The organism is Marilutibacter chinensis, assembly GCF_021725675.1.
Taxonomy (GTDB): domain Bacteria; phylum Pseudomonadota; class Gammaproteobacteria; order Xanthomonadales; family Xanthomonadaceae; genus Marilutibacter; species Marilutibacter chinensis.
On sequence record NZ_JAKJPO010000004.1, the window covers coordinates 1 to 16,307 of the forward strand.

The window sequence follows — 16,307 nt, forward strand, 5'->3', positions numbered from 1 at the left end:
GATGCCGTTGCTGGTCAGGTAGTCGTACACCGCGGTCGCGCGACGCTCCGACAGCTTCTGGTTGTACGCATCCGAACCGCACAGGTCGGTGTGACCGGCCACTTCGACGCGCAGCTCCGGATAGCGCCTCAGGATCTCGGTCGCCTCCGACAGGATCGCCACCGCGTCCGGACGCAGCGTCGACTTGTCGAAGTCGAAGTTCACGCCCTTCAGGTCGATCGTCACCGGCACCGGACAGCCGTCCGGACCGATGGTCTGGCCGGCCTGCGAACCCGGGCACTTGTCGTCGCAGTTGTTGACGCCGTCGCCGTCGTCGTCCAGGTCCGCACAGCTCGGCTGCGGCGCCGGCGCCGGAGCCACCGGGGCGGTGGGCTCCGGACCCAGCGGGATCACCACGCCGACCGAAGCCAGCACGTCGCCGAACCAGTCTTCGCCGTCGTTCCTCTCCGGCGGCGGATCATCGTTCAGCAGCTGGGCGCGGGTGTCGTCGATCGCGACCGCGCGATAGGCCAGCTCGGCGCGCATCTTCACGCGGCCCATGTCGCCCTGGATACCGCCACCGAGCTTCAGCGCGGCTGCGCCTTCTTCCTCCTCGAACGGGGAGTCCGGGTTCGGGAAGTTGTCGGTCTCGATCTCCTCGCGCTGGTAGCCCAGACCCATCAGCAGGTAGGGATTCCAGTTGCGGCCTTCCTGGATGAAGTGGCGGCGCGCGTCGAACGAGATGCCGTACTGGCTCCAGTTGAGGTTCTGGTTCTCGTCCCAGTTCGGGTTCTGGTAGTTCAGCTCGCCGTCGATCGACCAGTTCGGAGTGATGAACTTGCCCAGGCCCAGGCTCACGAAGGGCGCATTGCGGGTTTCGCGATCGCTGTCCTGGAGGTTGAAACCAGCGGCACCGGTGATGTACCAGCGGTCGTCGAAGTCCTGCGCGTTGGCTGCCTGGGCCAGGCCCAGGCCACCCAGCAGGGCGGCGCAGAGGAGTTTCTTATTCATCTGTTGCTCCTTGGTTCTATATAAATGTGGAAACACGCGTCTGCGAGGATCCATACCGTCTGGACGGTCACCCGTGTTCGGACGCCATCGGGGCGCAGAGTAGGCGCGTCTTCGTGAAAGCGGTGTTAACGCGTATCTAACATTGGCGGCCGCGAATGGCCGAGGCTTAACAGGGGTTCAGGCAGGCGTCCGGGCACTCTGGAGCCACGTGCCAACGTTCGAACACGCGCACCGAACCCGCGGATACGTGCCGTGACGTCATTGGCGTGCGGATACCGTTCATCGGGACCGTGAGGCACAGGCGTGTGCCGCACGAGGCGATCGCGGGCATTGCAGGGATGGAACGGACCGGAGCCGGCAGCGGACTTGGCGAAGAGGCGGGACGACCGCACGCTGCTTCCATGGATACCGCTGAACCGCTGCCACCCCAGATGCCGACTCCGCTGCCTACACTGTTCCTCTCGCACGGCTCGCCGCTGCTGGCGGTGGAGGACTCGGCGGCCGGCCGTTTCCTCGACAGGCTCGGAGAAATGCTGCCGCGACCGTCGGCAATCGTGGTTGCGTCGGCACATTTCATGTCGGCCACGCCGCTGGTCGGTGGCGATCCGCAGCCGCGGACGGTCCACGACTTCGGCGGTTTCCCGGAATCGCTGTATGCGATCGCCTATCCCGCTCCCGGGGACCCGACGCTCGCCGCGCGGATCGTGGAGCGGACAGCCGACGCGGGTATCGGGGTGCGTCTGCGTGCTTCGCACGGGCTCGACCATGGCGTCTGGGTTCCACTGCGGCGGATGTTTCCGGATGCCGACATCCCGGTCGTTCCGCTGTCGGTGATGCCGCATGCCGACGCCGCGACGCATCTCGCGCTCGGCCAGGCGCTGGCGCCGCTGCGGGAACAGGGGGTGCTGGTGATCGGTTCCGGCGGTTTCGTCCACAACCTCGGCGATCTGGACTTCTCCAATGCCGCCGCACCGGTACCTGGGTGGGCTCGCGAGTTCGGCGACTGGATGCGGGAGAGGATCACCGCGCGCGACTGGACCGCCCTGCTCGACTGGCAGGCATCGGCGCCGAACGCACGCCGCGCGCACCCGACCGTCGAGCACCTGATGCCCTTGTTCGTCGCGATCGGCGCGGCCGGCGCCTCACCGCTGCCGCAAGCGCTGCACCGCTCGCATGAATATGGTTCGCTGGCGCTGGATGCCTACGCATTCGCCTGAGCGCCTGCCCGCGCTCTAGGCGAGACAGGGAGCGTCGCGTTCCCACGGCGGTTCCCGGCCGAGACGGTCGACCAGAAAGTCGACGAAGGCACGCACCCGCGGCGGCACCAGACGGCGCTGCGGCATCACCGCATAGATGCCGCTGCCGTCGTTGCCGAACTGCGGCAGCACCCGGACCAGGCGCCCGGCACACAGATCCTCGTGCACGTGCCAGGTCGAATGCAGGGCGATGCCGAGCCCGGCAACCGCGGCATCGCGCAGCGCCTCGCCGAAGTTGGATTCGAAGCGACCGCGCACGCGCACCGTGATCTCGCCTCCGCCCGCATCGCCGAGCCGCCAGACGTCCTGGCGCCCCTGGCGGCCGACCAGCAACAGGCAGTCGTGTCCGGCCAGTTCGGCCGGCGTGCGCGGCGTCCCGTGTCGTTGCAGGTATTCCGGCGACGCGCACAGCAGGCGGACGTTGTCGGCCAGCCGGCGGGCGACCAGTTGCGAGTCCTCCAGCTGACCGATCCGGATCGCCAGGTCGAAGCCCGCGCTGACCAGGTCGACGACCTCGTCGGTCAGATTGAGGCTGAGGGTCACCCGCGGATGCAGGGCCATGAACTCGGCCAGCAACGGCGAAAGGTACTGGCGGCCGAACGAGGCCGACGCGGTGACCCGCAACATGCCGGCGACCTCGGTACCACCCTGGCGCAGGTTGCTGGTCAGGGAGTCGAGCTCGTCGACCAGCGCGCGGCCGCGCTCGGCCAGCGCCAGGCCCTCGGGCGTCGGATGCAGCCGGCGGGTCGTGCGATGGAGCAGGCGCACGCCGAGCTCGCTTTCCAGCCGTTTCAGCCGCTGGCTGGCGACCGCAACCGACAGGTCCAGGCTGCGCGCGGCCGCGCTGATCGAGCCCAGATCGAGCACCCTCAGGAACAGCTGGATGTCGTCGACGCGGTCCATATTCAATTGAATCTTGAAAGTAATTATGGATTTTGGCCATTTCTGAAGAATATTCAACGGCCTAGGCTGGCGGCTCTTTTCAGGATCCGCCCGCGATGCCCGTCTCTCCCACCCCCACCACCCGCCTGCCGATCGCGCTGTACGCGCTGACCGCGGGCTCGTTCGGCATCGGCTGCGCCGAATTCGTGATCATGGGCCTGCTGCTACAGGTCGCCGCCGACCTGCAGGTATCTATCGCGGCCGCCGGACTGCTGGTGTCCGGCTACGCGCTGGGGGTGTTCGTCGGCGCGCCGGTGCTGACCCTGCTGACCCGGCGGATGCCGCGCAAGGCGGTGCTGCTGGCGCTGATGGTGATCTACACGGTCGGCAACGCCGCCTGCGCGCTGGCGCCCGACTACGCGAGCCTGATGGCCGCGCGGGTGCTGACGTCGCTGACCCACGGCACCTTCTTCGGCGTCGGCGCGGTGGTCGCGACGGGGCTGGTGCCGGCCGAGCGCCGGGCCTCGGCGATCTCGATCATGTTCGCCGGCCTGACTCTGGCGACCCTGCTGGGGATGCCCGCGGGCGCCTGGCTGGGCCTGCACCTGGGCTGGCGCTCGACATTCTGGGCGATGGTCGCGATCGGTCTGGTTTCGTTGGCGGTGATCGCGCTGTGGGTGCCCCGCAGCCGCGGCGAGGCGGCCGCCGTGCCGCTGCGCGAGGAGCTGGCGACGATGGCACGGCCGCAGGTCCTGATCGGGCTGGCGATGACGATGCTCGGCTTCGCCGGCGTATTCACCGTGATCACCTACATCCAGCCGATGCTGACGGGGTTGGCCGGCATGTCGGAAGCCGCCGTTTCGCCGGTGTTGCTGGTGTTCGGCGGCGGCATGGTCGTCGGCAACCTGCTCGGCGGGCGCTGGACCGACCGTCGCCCCACTCCCGCCCTGCTCGGCAGTCTGCTGCTGCTCGCCGTAGTGCTCGGCGCGATGAGCTTCGCGCTGCGCTCGCCGGTCGCGATGGTCGCCTTCACCGGCCTGCTCGGGATCGCCGCGTTCGCGACCGTGTCGCCGTTGCAGTTGCGGGTGCTGCGCTTCGCCGAGGGCGCGGGGCAGAACCTGGCGTCGAGTTTCAACATCGCCGCTTTCAACCTCGGCAACGCCGCCGGCGCCTGGCTCGGCGGGATGGTCATCGAGCACGGTCCAGGGCTGGCCGCGGTGACCTGGGTCGCGGCGCTGGTCACCCTCGCCGGGCTGGCGATGGCGATCTGGAGCGTGCGGCTGGAGGCGGGCCGCGACCGCGCCGCGCTGCCGACCGGCTGCATGCCGGAGCAGGCCTGAAACGTGCCCGCGCCGCGTCCACGCCTCTCTCTGAATTCAAACCCCACTTCGAACGGAGATCGATTCGACATGTCCACGCCCTCTTCCTCCTGGCGCAGGCGGTTCGCCGCACCGCTCGCCGCCCTGCTGCTCGCGATCGCCCTGCCGCTGCAGGCGGCCGAACCGGTCGCGCCGACCTGGACCGCGACCTGGACCGCCAGCCCGCAGCCACGCTGGGACGGCGAGTTCGCGCTGCCGACGAACCTCCCGTTCCAGTTCTGGGACCAGACCGTGCGCCAGGTCGCGCGGGTCAGCATCGGCGGCGAGCGCGTCCGCGTGCTGCTGTCCAACCGCTATGGCGATCGCCCGCTGCGGATCGGCGCCGCGCACGTGGCGCTGGCCGGTACCGGCGGCACCGTCGTCGCCGGCAGCGATCGCACGTTGACGTTCGGCGGTGCGGAGGAGGTCGTCATTCCGCCCGGCGCGCCGATGCTCAGCGATCCGGTCGAGCTCGACGTCGCCGCGCTGTCGCGGGTCTCGGTCAGCCTGTACCTGCCGGAACCGACGCCGCCGTCGACCTTCCACTGGGACGCGCGCCAGACCGCCCACGTCGGTGCCGGTGACCAGACCGGTGCGGCGGCGATGAAAACCGACACGACGTTGACCACCCGGGTGTTCCTGTCCGCGATCCTGGTCGAGACCCCTGCGGAAACCCGGACCGTGGTCGCGTTCGGCGACTCGATCACCGACGGCAACATGGCCAGCATCGATGCCGACACGCGCTGGCCCGACGTGCTGGCCGGCCGCCTCGCCGATCGCGGCATCGCCGTGCTCAACGCCGGCATCTCCGGCGCCCGCGTGCTCGGCGACCGGATGGGCGGGAACGCGCTGGCCCGCTTCGACCACGACGTGCTCGCCCAGCCCGGCGTCGACAGCGTGGTCGTGCTGATGGGAATCAACGACATCGCCTGGCACGGCACACCGCTCGCGGTCGACGACGCCCCGGTCACGGCAGAGGCGCTGATCGCCGGCTACCGCCAGTTGATCGCCCGCGCCCGTGCACGCGGCGTGCGCATCGTCGGTGCGACCCTGACGCCGTTCGAGGGCGCCCTGGATGCGACACCGATGCGCGGCTATTACGACAGCGACAAGGAGCGCATCCGCCAGCAGGTCAACGCCTGGATCCGCGACGGCGGCGAATTCGATGCGGTGATCGACTTCGACGCGATCCTGCGCGACCCGTCGCGGCCGACACGGATGCGGCCCGCCTACGACTCCGGCGATCACCTGCACCCGGGCGATGCCGGCTACCGCGCGATGGCCGAAGCGATCGACATTGGCGCCCTGCTCGGCGATTGACAGGCCCGCGCGCGCATACCCCCGACACTCTCAACGAGGATCATTCGATGGAATACCGTTTTCTCGGCCGCTCGGGCTTCAAGGTCCCGGCACTGAGCTTCGGCACAGGTACCTTCGGCGGCAAGGGCGAGCTGTTCGCCGCGTGGGGCGACACCGACGCGAAACAGGCGCGCCGCCTGGTCGACATCTGCCTGGACGCCGGCCTGAACATGTTCGACAGCGCCGACGTCTATTCCGGCGGCGAGGCCGAGCGCATCCTCGGCGAGGCGATCAAGGGCCGCCGCGACCAGGCGCTGGTGTCGACCAAGGCCACCTTCCGCTTCGACGACGGCCCGAACAGCGCCGGTTCCTCGCGCTTCCACCTGATCAACGCCGTCGACGCGGCGTTGAAGCGACTGGGCACCGACTACGTCGACCTGTTCCAGTTGCACGGCTTCGACGCGATGACGCCGGTCGAAGAGACGCTGTCCACGCTCGACGACCTGGTCCGCGCCGGCAAGATCCGCTACCTGGGCGTGTCCAACTTCTCCGGCTGGCACCTGATGAAGTCGCTCGCCGCGGCCGAACGCCATGGCTGGAGCCGCTACGTCGCCAACCAGACCTACTATTCGCTGATCGGCCGCGACTACGAATGGGAGCTGATGCCGCTGGGCCTGGACCAGGGCGTCGGCGCGGTGGTGTGGAGCCCGCTGGGCTGGGGCCGCCTGACCGGCAGAATCCGCCGCGGCCAGCCGCGACCGGAGGTCAGCCGGCTGCCGGGCAGTGCCGATTACGGTCCACCGGTCGATGAGGAGTACCTGTACCGGGTCGTCGATGCGCTCGACGAGATCGCCGCCGAAACCGGCAGGAGCGTGCCGCAGGTCGCGCTGAACTGGCTGCTGCAGCGGCCGACCGTGTCGACGGTGGTGATCGGCGCGCGCAACGAGGAGCAGCTGAAACAGAACCTCGGCGCGGTCGGCTGGAACCTGAGCCCGGAGCAGGTCGCCCGCCTGGACGCCGCCAGTGCGGTGACCCTGCCGTACCCGTACTGGCACCAGCGCGGCTTCGCCGAGCGCAATCCGGCGCCGGTCTGACGCACCTCAACTCCCTTGCCGCGCCGGCATTCCGGCGCCCCCGCCATCCAAGGACATGCTTCCGATGAAAGCCGTCGCCCTCACCCGCTATCTTCCCATCGACGACCCCGCCTCGCTGCAGGACTTCGACCTGCCCGAGCCGCCGGCGCCGGCCGGCCACGACATCCTGGTCCGGGTGTCGGCGGTGTCGGTCAATCCGGTCGATACCAAGGTCCGTTCACCGAAGGACAAGGTCGAGGAGACACCGCGCATCCTCGGCTACGACGCCTGCGGCATCGTCGAGGCGGTCGGCGACGCGGTCTCGCGCTTCAAGCCCGGCGACCGCGTCTACTACGCCGGCGACTTCAGCCGCCCGGGCAGCAATGCCGAGCTGCAACTGGTCGATTCGCGGGTGACCGGCCACGCGCCGCGCACGCTCGACGACGGCCAGGCCGCGGCGCTGCCGCTGGTTGCGATAACCGCCTGGGAGCTGCTGTTCCAGCGCATGCCCTACGACAGCGGGAACGGTGGCGCCGGCAAGTCGCTGCTGGTGATCGCCGGCGCTGGCGGAGTCGGCTCGATCGCGATCCAGCTCGCGCGCCGCGCCGGCTTCACCGTGATCGCGACCGCGTCGCGCGAAGACTCCGCCCAGTGGTGCAGGGCGATGGGCGCGCACCATGTCGTCAATCATCGCGAACCGCTGGCGCCGCAGCTGAAGACGCTGGGTTTCGACACGGTCGACGCGGCGATCAACCTCGCCGACACCGTCGCGTACTGGGACGTGCTCGGCGGACTGCTCGCGCCGCAGGGCCATGTCGGGCTGATCGTGGAGCCGAGCGCACCGCTGCATATCGGCGATCCTTACAAGATGAAGTGCATCGGCATCCACTGGGAGATGATGTTCGCGCGCCCGGTGCTGAAGACGCCCGACATCGACGAACAGGGCCGGATCCTCGATCGGATCGCCGCCCTGGTCGATGCGGGCGAACTGAAAAGCATCCAACGCGATGCGCTGAAGCCGATCGACGCCGCCAACCTGCGCGAGGCGCATCGCCGGCTCGAGTCGGGCGCGACGACCGGCAAGCTGGTACTGAGCGGCTGGTAAGCCGTTTTCGCAGGGCCAGGGGCACAAGGGCGACAGCGCTGCTACATTCCGCACCTGGGCACGGCGGCAGGAGAACATGCGGTGAACGTCAAGGAGTTTTCCAGCCGGGTGGGCATCAGTCCGCACACCGTCCGCTACTACGAAAAGATCGGACTGTTGCGCGATGTCCACCGCCTTGCCAATGGTCACCGCGATTTCTCCGAGAAAGACATCGCGTGGATCGGCTTCGTGCAGAGGCTGAAGGACACCGGGATGCCACTGGAGCAGATCCACCTCTACGCCGACCTCAGGGGCGAAGGAGCATCGACCCTGAAGGAACGGCACGACCTGCTCGAACGCCATGCCGCTGCGCTGGAGCAAAGCGTCGCCGAACAGTACCGCCACCTGGACAGACTCCGCGAGAAGATCGCGCTCTATCGGGCGGCGATGGACGGGCATGAAACGCACTTGACTTAGAGTCGACTCCAACCCGCAAGCTCCCGTCGAACATATCGGCAGGAGCAAGGTCCCGTGAAAGTCCCAGGCACACCCCCTCACTCCCGCAACAGGAGGCGCTTCCTGCGCACCGCCGGGCTGCTCGGCGCAGCAGCCTGCGGTCAATACGCGCCCGCCGGCCGTACTTCAATCCATCGGGAGACAGACATGGGTATCGACAACGACGAGCGCTTCGAGCGCGGCTGGGAAAAGCTCCGGGAAATCGATGGCGAGGCGGGCGAACGGGTCATCGAGTCCCTGAAGGACATCGCGCCGGACCTTGGCCGTTACACCATCGAGTTTCCATTCGGGGATGTCTACAGCCGCCCCGGACTGGACCTGAAGTCGCGGGAGATCGCCACCGTCGCCGCACTGACCGCCCTGGGCAATGCAGCGCCGCAGCTGAAGGTGCACATCCACGGTGCGCTGAACGTGGGGTGCACATCACAGGAGATCGTCGAGGTCATCATCCAGATGGCGGTCTATGCGGGCTTCCCGGCCGCGTTGAACGGAGCTTCCGCAGCTCGGGAAGTCTTCGTCGAGCGCGGACTCATCGAAGCGTAGGAATCCAGCGCGACCCGAATGTCGGCAGCCGTACGGGCGGGACGCCGGATACTGCCGGAGGCCGCGCGGTGGCAACGGGTTGCGCCTCCAGCCTCACCATCCACACCTTCGTCCCCGGCGTCATCGTGGATGGATCGCCGGATGGCGCGTTGATCGCCCGCGAGCGGACGTCACTGGAACCCGGGACCGGCCCGGCATGGCTTGCGTGGACGCAGCGGTGCCGCCCCTGGCCTGGCTGGGCGATCGGGTCGAACCGGAAGAGTTGAAGCCGACGCCTTTTCCCGGCATCGTGCGGCTTCCGTACGCCAGCGTATCGCCATGCCAGCCGCCAGTCCGACGCCCCATCCGCTCTATCCCCGCCTGTTCGAACCGCTGGACCTGGGCTTCTGCACGCTGCCCAACCGCGTCCTGATGGGGTCGATGCATACCGGGCTGGAGGACAAGGCGGCCGACTTTCCGAAGCTGGCGGCATATTTCGCCGAGCGCGCCGCCGGCGGAGTCGGACTGATCGTCACCGGCGGTTTCTCCCCGAACATCGTCGGCTGGCTCAAACCGTTCGGGGGCACCCTGCGCTGGCCGTGGGAAGCGGGCAAGCACCGTCGGGTCACGCGTGCGGTGCACGAGCACGGCAGCCGCATCTGCCTGCAGATCCTGCATGCGGGACGCTACGGCTATCACCCGTTGCAGGTCGCGCCGTCGAAGATCAAGGCGCCGATCAATCCGTTCACCCCGCGCGCGCTGTCCGCACGCGGCGTCGAGCGCCAGATCGCCGCGTTCGTGCGCACCGCACGGCTCGCCCGCGACGGCGGATACGACGGCGTCGAGGTGATGGGCTCTGAAGGCTACCTGCTGAACCAGTTCACCGCGCCACGCACCAACAGGCGCGATGACGCCTGGGGCGGCGATGTTGCCAAGCGCATGCGCTTCGCGGTCGAGATCGTGCGCCGGATCCGCGAAGCCTGCGGACCGGATTTCATCATCATCTACCGGCTGTCGATGCTGGACCTGGTCGACAAGGGCCTGGCCTGGGACGAGGTCGTGCACCAGGCGCAGGCGATCGAGGCCGCCGGCGCGACCCTGATCAACACGGGCATCGGCTGGCACGAGGCGCGCATCCCGACCATCGCGACATCGGTGCCGCGCGCGGCCTTCACCGGCGTCACCGCGCGCCTGAAACCGCATGTATCACTGCCGCTGGTCGCGACCAACCGGATCAACATGCCCGACGTCGCCGAAGGCGTACTCGCCCGCGGCGAAGCCGACATGGTGTCGATGGCCCGGCCGCTGCTGGCCGACCCGGCCTGGGTGAGCAAGGCGCGCGACAGCCGCGCCGACGACATCAACACCTGCATCGCCTGCAACCAGGCCTGCCTCGATCACGTGTTCGAGAACAAACGGGCAAGCTGCCTGGTCAACCCGCGCGCCTGCGCCGAAACCGAGCTGAACTACCCCGCCACGACCGCGCCGCTTCGCATCGCCGTGGTCGGCGCAGGGCCGGCCGGTCTGGCCTGCGCGACGGTCGCCGCCGAACGCGGCCACTCGGTGACGCTGTTCGATGCCGCCGACGAGATCGGCGGCCAGTTCAATCTCGCCAAGCGAATCCCGGGCAAGGAGGAGTTCCACGAGACGCTGCGCTACTTCCGCCGTCGGGTCGAGCAGACCGGCGTCGAGCTGCGCCTGCGGACCCGTGCCGATGCCGATGCGCTGGCCGGATTCGACACGGTGGTGCTGGCGACCGGCATCAGGCCGCGCACGGTCGACTTCCCCGGCGCGGACCACCCCAGGGTCGTCAGCTATCTCGACGTCCTGACGGGGCGCGTGATGCCCGGGGACCGGGTCGCGGTCATCGGCGCCGGCGGGATCGGTTTCGACGTCGCCGAATTCCTCGTCCACCAGGGCGAATCCCCCAGCCTCAACGCCAAGGCGTGGCGTGCCGAATGGGGCGTCGACATCGGCTATCTCGGCAACCGCGGCGGCCTGACCGATGCACGCCCGGAGTCCGCCGCGCGCGAGGTATGGCTGCTGCAGCGCAGTCCAGGCCGGCCCGGCAAGCGGCTGGGCAAGACCACCGGCTGGATTCATCGTGCGACGCTGAAAGCGCGGCATGTACAGATGCTCGGCGGAGTCGAATACCTTGGCGTCGACGATGAAGGCCTGCGCATCCGGGTCGAGGGCGGCGATGAGCAGTTGCTGCCGGTCGACCACGTCGTGATTTGTGCCGGCCAGGAGCCGCACAAGCCACTGGCGGCGGAACTGGAGAGTCTCGGCATCGTCGCGCATGTGATCGGCGGCGCCGACGTGGCGGCCGAGCTCGACGCCAAGCGCGCGATCGCCCAGGGCAGCCGGCTCGCCGCGACGCTATAGGCGCAGCCTGCGATTCCCGGCTGCGCACGGGACGCACCAAAGTTTGCTGCGCAAACCATGGCCCCACCGTTGCGCCCTCATACCCCGTTCGCAGCCTGACTCATGGGGCGAGCCCTATCCACACCGTAAGCGCGGCGTGAGCGCCGCGAGAGGTGTTCATGGGACAGCTTCATCGCGGCTTGCGCCGCTCCTGCGGGAGCGTTGTTGCCGCACCCCCGGATTCGAGACGCTCCCCCTCGCTCACGACGCCGACGCTCCTGCGAAGGCTTCGACAGCCAACTCCCTTGCGCTTCCAGATTCGCGCCCTGAACGCCCAGTCAGCAGCCCCACGCGTTCACCTGTCACATAAAATACTTTAAAAAACATACACATATACGGGTCAAACACGAATTCCCGCCCCACTCCGGCGTCCCCGTCAAGCCCCCCGCGTTCACGCAACGTTTATCAAGGCGCCGCTACCTTGCGCCAACTTTTGCAGCCGCCCCTCTTGCGGCCACCCACATCGGCCCCGCGTTCTGCGGCCCGATGATCGGGGGCAAAGCGCGCCACAGAGCCGCCGCCCTTAGTAATGCGATTTCCGCACCCTGCCCGGCCGTCCGTATCGCCGAGCTCGGAAACAACGCCATGTCGGTCAGTACCCGCTGTCAGCGCCCCGCGAGGGGTGGATGCCGGAGTGCGGTCGACGCAACGAAGTTGGAGTTCACATGAAACTGGCATGGATCCTCTGGCTGGCATCGGTACTGCCGCCAAACGCCGCCGACTCGCTCTGCCTGAGCGCCACGTTGTACCTGGAAGCCCGCGACCAGTCCGTCCGCGGCCAGCAGGCCGTCGCCGAGGTCGCCCTGCGCCGCCGCGACAGCGGCCTGTGGGGCGACAGCGTCTGCGAGGTGGTCACCGCCCGCAAGCAGTTCGCGCCGACGATCGTTTCGCCGAACACGCGCCTGAGCAATGTCGATGCCTGGGGCGAGGCCGTGACGGTGGCGCTGGAGGCCGAACGCAACTGGGCGCTGCCGGCCGGCGAGCGCAAGGAAGTCGTGCCCGGCGCGAGCCACTTCCTCGCCCACAAGATCGCCAGCCCGAGCTGGCGCAACGCCTACCAGGTCGCGCAGATCGGCGACCACACCTTCCTCAAGGTGCAGTCGCTGAAGCCGCGCGGGCCGAAGTCGTAGCGCGCGCCGTCGCCGGAGTGACGCAGCGTTTCATCGGTGGCGTTGAGGGTGACAGGACGGGTCGGCGATAGTTGCCGGCCCGTTTTCGTTTCGCCCTTCCATCCATCCCCGGAGCGCACGATGAAACTGTATACCAAGCCAGGAGCCTGTTCGACCGCCGACCACATCGCCCTGCAGTGGACCGGCAAGCCGTTCGACGTCGAGATCCTCGACAAGGACACGATGAAGGCGCCGGCCTATCTGGCGATCAATCCTGCCGGCGCGGTGCCGGCGATCGTCGATGGCGATTTCGTGCTGACCCAGAACGCGGCGATCATGGGCTACATCGCCGACAGCCATCCCGAGGCGGGCCTCGCCGGCGACGGCAGCGCCCGCCAGCGCGCCGAAGCCTCCCGCTGGCTGGCCTTCGTCAACTCCGATCTGCATCCGGCATTCAAGCCGCTGTTCGCGCCGGGACTGTTCAGCGCCGATCACGGCGATCACGCAGCGCTGCGCGAAGCCGCACACAGGCGTCTGCGCGGGCTGTTCGAGAGCGCGGACCGCCAGTTGCAGGGTCGCGACTGGCTGGCCGGCTTCCGCAGCTTCGCCGACCCCTACTTCTACATCACCCTGCGCTGGGCGGACGGGCTGAAGCTCGATCTGTCCGGGCTCGACAACCTGGCCGCGTTCAAGCGGCGGATGGAGGCCGATCCGGGCGTGCGCGCGGCACTCGAGGCCGAAGGCCTGTCCTGAGCCGCACGCCGTCCCTGACGGCGGGCATGTGCGGCGACCGGGACAGGAACCCGGAAGAACGCCCGGCGTTCTCCGGGGCCGCACACGGCCGTCTCGTCTCAGCGATCGCGGGCCTTCCAGTACTGGGCCATCTCCAGATAGGTGAACGACGCCGACCAGGTGATCAGCATCAGTCCGACCAGTGCCTCGGTGCCGGCCAGCAGCCGGATCGAACCCACCGGCACCATGTCGCCGAAGCCCACCGTCGTATAGACCATCGCCGAGAAGTACACGGTGTCGAACAGGTTGTCGTGATGCATGCCATGAACCTCGCCGACGCCGGCCAGGTTCAACAGCAGGTAGTACGCCGCCCCGAACACCCAGATCTCGAAGACGTGCAGGGCCAGCAGCCACAGGTTGACGGCGACCAGACGGCGTCTTCCCGCCCGCTCGGCATGGCGTCGGTTGTGCGAGACGATCCGGCTGAGCACCTCGTAATGCGACAGGATCACGATGCCCACCGCGGCGACGGTGACGCAGAGGATCACGACGTTGGCGGACCAGTCCTCGTACATCGCGCGCTCCCGGGACACATGGCGAAAGGGCCCGGGAATCCCGGGCCCCTGCATGATCCGCGCTGTCTCAGCGCTTGTCGATCGCGACGTACGCGCGGTCCTCCGGACCGGTGTAGTTCGCGCTCGGCCGGATGATCTTGCCGTCCTCGCGCTGCTCGATCACGTGCGCGCTCCATCCGGTGGTGCGGGCGATCACGAACAGCGGAGTGAACATCGGCGTGGGAATGCCCATCATGTGGTAGGCCGACGCACTGTACCAGTCGAGGTTCGGGAACATCTTCTTGGTATCCATCATCAGGTTCTCGATGCGCTCGGACACGTCGAACAGGGTCCGGTTGCCGCCGCCCTCGCACAGCTTGCGGCTGATCTCCTTGATGATAGGGTTGCGCGGGTCTCCGATCGTGTAGACCGGATGGCCGAAGCCGATGATGATCTCCTTGCGCTCCATCCGCGCGCGGATGTCGGCTTCGGCCTCGTCGGCGCTGCGGTAGCGGCTGATGATGTCCATCGCCACTTCGTTGGCGCCGCCGTGCTTGGGCCCGCGCAACGCGCCGATCGCGCCGGTGATGCACGAATGCAGGTCCGAACCGGTACCGGCGATCACCCGCGCGGTGAACGTCGAGGCATTGAACTCGTGCTCGGCGTAGAGGATCAGCGACCTGTCCAGCGAATCGGCGTGCAGCGCGCTCGGCGGTTCGCCGTGCAGCAGGTGCAGGAAGTGCGCGGCGACCGAGTCGTCGTCGGTTTCCACGTCGATGCGGCGGCCGTTGCGGGTGAAGTGCCACCAGTACAGCAGCATCGAACCGAAGCTGGCGATCAGCTTGTCGGCGATGTCGCGCGCTTCCGATGCCGGATGTCCGTCGCGCTCGGGCAGGACCGTACCCAGCACCGAACAACCGGTGCGAAGCACATCCATCGGGTGCGCATTGGCCGGCACCAGTTCCAGCGCCTCGGCGACGATCGCCGGCAGGCCACGCAGGCGCCTGAGCTTGGCCTTGTACGCGTTGAGCTGGGAAACGGTCGGCAGCACGCCGTGCACCAGCAGGTGCGCGACCTCCTCGAAGCTCGACTTGGTCGCGAGGTCGTGGATGTCGTAGCCGCGGTAGTGCAGATCGTTGCCGCTGCGGCCAACCGTGCACAGCGCGGTGTTGCCGGCGGCGGTGCCGCTGAGGGCGACGGACTTCTTCGGCCTGGGAGTCGCCGCCGGGGCGGTGTCGGTTGTCGCGGCCTTCGTCATCGTGGTTCTCCTGCTTGGCGATGCCTGGTGGATGGCCTGCGGGCCGACGGACGGTGGTCCGCTCGAGTCGCCGGCTGGCCGGTGTGGATCGGCCCGGGCGTTGTCACCGGATGACAGCGCTCAGGCCTGGGTGCGACCGGCTGGTCGCGCCGGCTGCGGCAACACGGGGCGTGGCTGCCGCAGCGCGGGGGCGGACGGACGCGCCGGCGGAGATCGAGGCAGGGGGCCCGCAGCGCGGGAATCCGTTCGCTCCGTCGGCCGACCATCGCGCCCGGGATCCGGGTGCCCGGTTCAGGACCTGCCGTCGGCGAACAGCGCGTCGAGCTTGTCTTCGTACGCGTGATAGCCGAGGAAGTCGTACAGTTCGGCGCGCGTCTGCAGCGTGTCGACGATGTTCTTCTGCGTGCCTTCGCGGCGCACGGTCTCGTAGAAGTTCAGTGCCGCCTTGTTCATCGCGCGATAGGCGCCGCAGCAGTACAGGGCGATGTCGACCCCCGCGTCTCGCAGTTCGTCGGTGGTGAAGAAGGGCGTGGAACCGAACTCGGTCAGGTTGGCGAGGACCGGCACCTTCACCGCGGCCTTGAACCTGCGGTAGTCGTCGAGCGTATTCATCGCCTCGGGGAAGATCATGTCGGCGCCCGCTTCGACGTACGCCACCGCGCGCTCGATCGCGCTGTCGATGCCTTCGCTCGCGGCGGCGTCGGTGCGCGCCATGATCACGAAGCCATCGTCGGTGCGCGCATCGACCGCGGCCTTGACCCGGTCGACCATCTCGGCTTTCGGCACCACTTCCTTGCCCGGCCGGTGTCCGCAGCGCTTCTGTCCGACCTGATCCTCCATGTGCACGGCGGCGACACCGACGTTGATGAACGAACGGACCGTACGGGCGATGTTGAAGGCGCCGCCCCAGCCGGTATCGATGTCGACCAGCAACGGCATGTCGGTGGCGTCGACGATGCGGCGCGCGTCGGTCAGCACATCCTCCATCGTGCTGATTCCAAGATCGGGCATGCCCAGCGAATTGGCGGCGACGCCGCCGCCGGACAGGTACAACGCGCGATAGCCGACGCGCTTGGCCATGAGGCCGGCGTAGGCGGTGATCGCCCCCATCACCTGCAGCGGGGACTCTTCGGAGACGGCGGCGCGGAAACGCGCGCCCCTGGAATTTGCGTTGCTCATGGCCTCTCCTCGTGGGTCCGCCATTCTATCCGACCCGGCCGGCCGCTGATCCGGCTGCCGATCCCACGGCA

15 protein-coding genes are annotated in these 16,307 nt (G+C 68.3%); 10 read left to right on the plus strand and 5 right to left on the minus strand.

The features are described 5' to 3' along the window. Nucleotides 1-990: OmpA family protein (locus tag L3V18_RS08375; RefSeq protein WP_237054244.1), on the minus strand; the 990-nt coding region annotated here is incomplete at its 3' end. Between the two features lie 401 nt (nucleotides 991-1,391). Here L3V18_RS08375 and L3V18_RS08380 point away from each other — a divergent pair. After that, nucleotides 1,392-2,207, plus strand: a complete 816-nt coding sequence (locus L3V18_RS08380; RefSeq protein ID WP_237054245.1) for a DODA-type extradiol aromatic ring-opening family dioxygenase — start codon at nucleotides 1,392-1,394, stop codon at nucleotides 2,205-2,207. Nucleotides 2,208-2,222: 15 nt separating this feature from the next. On the opposite strand, the gene L3V18_RS08385 is transcribed toward L3V18_RS08380, so the two are convergent. Continuing rightward, nucleotides 2,223-3,149: a LysR family transcriptional regulator gene (locus L3V18_RS08385; RefSeq protein ID WP_237054246.1), complete on the minus strand. Its 927-nt coding sequence runs from the start codon at nucleotides 3,147-3,149 to the stop codon at nucleotides 2,223-2,225. Nucleotides 3,150-3,244: 95 nt separating this feature from the next. Here L3V18_RS08385 and L3V18_RS08390 point away from each other — a divergent pair, with 95 nt between their 5' ends. From L3V18_RS08390 to L3V18_RS08430, 9 genes are all read left to right on the plus strand, one after another. Beyond that, on the plus strand, nucleotides 3,245-4,468 hold the full coding sequence (locus L3V18_RS08390; RefSeq protein WP_237054247.1) for an MFS transporter: 1,224 nt from the start codon (nucleotides 3,245-3,247) through the stop codon (nucleotides 4,466-4,468). Nucleotides 4,469-4,537: 69 nt separating this feature from the next. Beyond that, nucleotides 4,538-5,806, plus strand: a complete 1,269-nt coding sequence (locus L3V18_RS08395) for an SGNH/GDSL hydrolase family protein (RefSeq protein ID WP_237054248.1) — start codon at nucleotides 4,538-4,540, stop codon at nucleotides 5,804-5,806. A gap of 47 nt (nucleotides 5,807-5,853) precedes the next feature. Continuing rightward, nucleotides 5,854-6,879, plus strand: coding sequence for an aldo/keto reductase (locus L3V18_RS08400; RefSeq protein ID WP_237054249.1), 1,026 nt, complete (start codon nucleotides 5,854-5,856; stop codon nucleotides 6,877-6,879). A gap of 64 nt (nucleotides 6,880-6,943) precedes the next feature. Continuing rightward, nucleotides 6,944-7,963 (plus strand): zinc-binding alcohol dehydrogenase family protein, encoded by a 1,020-nt coding sequence (locus tag L3V18_RS08405; RefSeq protein WP_237054250.1) that lies wholly within the window; start codon nucleotides 6,944-6,946, stop codon nucleotides 7,961-7,963. A gap of 81 nt (nucleotides 7,964-8,044) precedes the next feature. Then, nucleotides 8,045-8,419 carry a MerR family transcriptional regulator gene (locus L3V18_RS08410; RefSeq protein WP_237054251.1) on the plus strand — a complete coding sequence of 125 codons (375 nt, stop codon included), beginning with the start codon at nucleotides 8,045-8,047 and terminating at the stop codon, nucleotides 8,417-8,419. A 186-nt stretch (nucleotides 8,420-8,605) separates the two neighbouring features. Then, nucleotides 8,606-9,001, plus strand: coding sequence for a carboxymuconolactone decarboxylase family protein (locus L3V18_RS08415; protein ID WP_237054252.1), 396 nt, complete (start codon nucleotides 8,606-8,608; stop codon nucleotides 8,999-9,001). A gap of 318 nt (nucleotides 9,002-9,319) precedes the next feature. After that, entirely contained in the window at nucleotides 9,320-11,365 is a 2,046-nt protein-coding gene (locus L3V18_RS08420) for an NADPH-dependent 2,4-dienoyl-CoA reductase (RefSeq protein ID WP_237054253.1), read from the plus strand. A 704-nt stretch (nucleotides 11,366-12,069) separates the two neighbouring features. Further along, nucleotides 12,070-12,534 (plus strand): cell wall hydrolase, encoded by a 465-nt coding sequence (locus L3V18_RS08425; protein ID WP_237054254.1) that lies wholly within the window; start codon nucleotides 12,070-12,072, stop codon nucleotides 12,532-12,534. Nucleotides 12,535-12,654: 120 nt separating this feature from the next. After that, nucleotides 12,655-13,266 carry a glutathione S-transferase N-terminal domain-containing protein gene (locus tag L3V18_RS08430; RefSeq protein ID WP_237054255.1) on the plus strand — a complete coding sequence of 204 codons (612 nt, stop codon included), beginning with the start codon at nucleotides 12,655-12,657 and terminating at the stop codon, nucleotides 13,264-13,266. 98 nt (nucleotides 13,267-13,364) lie between these two features. Here L3V18_RS08430 and L3V18_RS08435 read toward each other — a convergent pair whose 3' ends face one another. The 3 genes from L3V18_RS08435 to prpB all read right to left on the minus strand — a co-directional run bounded on the left by L3V18_RS08435 (nucleotide 13,365) and on the right by prpB (nucleotide 16,236). Next, the gene (locus L3V18_RS08435) at nucleotides 13,365-13,820 is read right to left on the minus strand and encodes a potassium channel family protein (RefSeq protein ID WP_237054256.1); all 456 of its coding nucleotides are present in this window, start codon (nucleotides 13,818-13,820) and stop codon (nucleotides 13,365-13,367) included. Between the two features lie 67 nt (nucleotides 13,821-13,887). Beyond that, nucleotides 13,888-15,057: a bifunctional 2-methylcitrate synthase/citrate synthase gene (gene prpC, locus L3V18_RS08440; protein ID WP_237054257.1), complete on the minus strand. Its 1,170-nt coding sequence runs from the start codon at nucleotides 15,055-15,057 to the stop codon at nucleotides 13,888-13,890. A gap of 291 nt (nucleotides 15,058-15,348) precedes the next feature. After that, nucleotides 15,349-16,236, minus strand: coding sequence for a methylisocitrate lyase (gene prpB / locus L3V18_RS08445; protein ID WP_237054258.1), 888 nt, complete (start codon nucleotides 16,234-16,236; stop codon nucleotides 15,349-15,351). Between the last annotated feature and the right edge of the window lie 71 nt (nucleotides 16,237-16,307).

Excerpts from the sequence above, each read along its gene's own strand:
- L3V18_RS08405 (WP_237054250.1), top strand. The coding sequence starts at position 6,944 with ATGAAAGCCGTCGCCCTCACCCGCTATCTTCCCATCGACGACCCCGCC.
- L3V18_RS08415 (WP_237054252.1), top strand. The coding sequence starts at position 8,606 with ATGGGTATCGACAACGACGAGCGCTTCGAGCGCGGCTGGGAAAAGCTC.
- L3V18_RS08435 (WP_237054256.1), bottom strand. The coding sequence starts at position 13,820 with ATGTACGAGGACTGGTCCGCCAACGTCGTGATCCTCTGCGTCACCGTC.
- prpB (WP_237054258.1), bottom strand. The coding sequence starts at position 16,236 with ATGAGCAACGCAAATTCCAGGGGCGCGCGTTTCCGCGCCGCCGTCTCC.
- L3V18_RS08420 (WP_237054253.1), top strand. The coding sequence starts at position 9,320 with ATGCCAGCCGCCAGTCCGACGCCCCATCCGCTCTATCCCCGCCTGTTC.
- L3V18_RS08400 (WP_237054249.1), top strand. The coding sequence starts at position 5,854 with ATGGAATACCGTTTTCTCGGCCGCTCGGGCTTCAAGGTCCCGGCACTG.
- L3V18_RS08425 (WP_237054254.1), top strand. The coding sequence starts at position 12,070 with ATGAAACTGGCATGGATCCTCTGGCTGGCATCGGTACTGCCGCCAAAC.
- L3V18_RS08385 (WP_237054246.1), bottom strand. The coding sequence starts at position 3,149 with ATGGACCGCGTCGACGACATCCAGCTGTTCCTGAGGGTGCTCGATCTG.
- L3V18_RS08395 (WP_237054248.1), top strand. The coding sequence starts at position 4,538 with ATGTCCACGCCCTCTTCCTCCTGGCGCAGGCGGTTCGCCGCACCGCTC.
- L3V18_RS08380 (WP_237054245.1), top strand. The coding sequence starts at position 1,392 with ATGGATACCGCTGAACCGCTGCCACCCCAGATGCCGACTCCGCTGCCT.
- prpC (WP_237054257.1), bottom strand. The coding sequence starts at position 15,057 with ATGACGAAGGCCGCGACAACCGACACCGCCCCGGCGGCGACTCCCAGG.
- L3V18_RS08430 (WP_237054255.1), top strand. The coding sequence starts at position 12,655 with ATGAAACTGTATACCAAGCCAGGAGCCTGTTCGACCGCCGACCACATC.
- L3V18_RS08390 (WP_237054247.1), top strand. The coding sequence starts at position 3,245 with ATGCCCGTCTCTCCCACCCCCACCACCCGCCTGCCGATCGCGCTGTAC.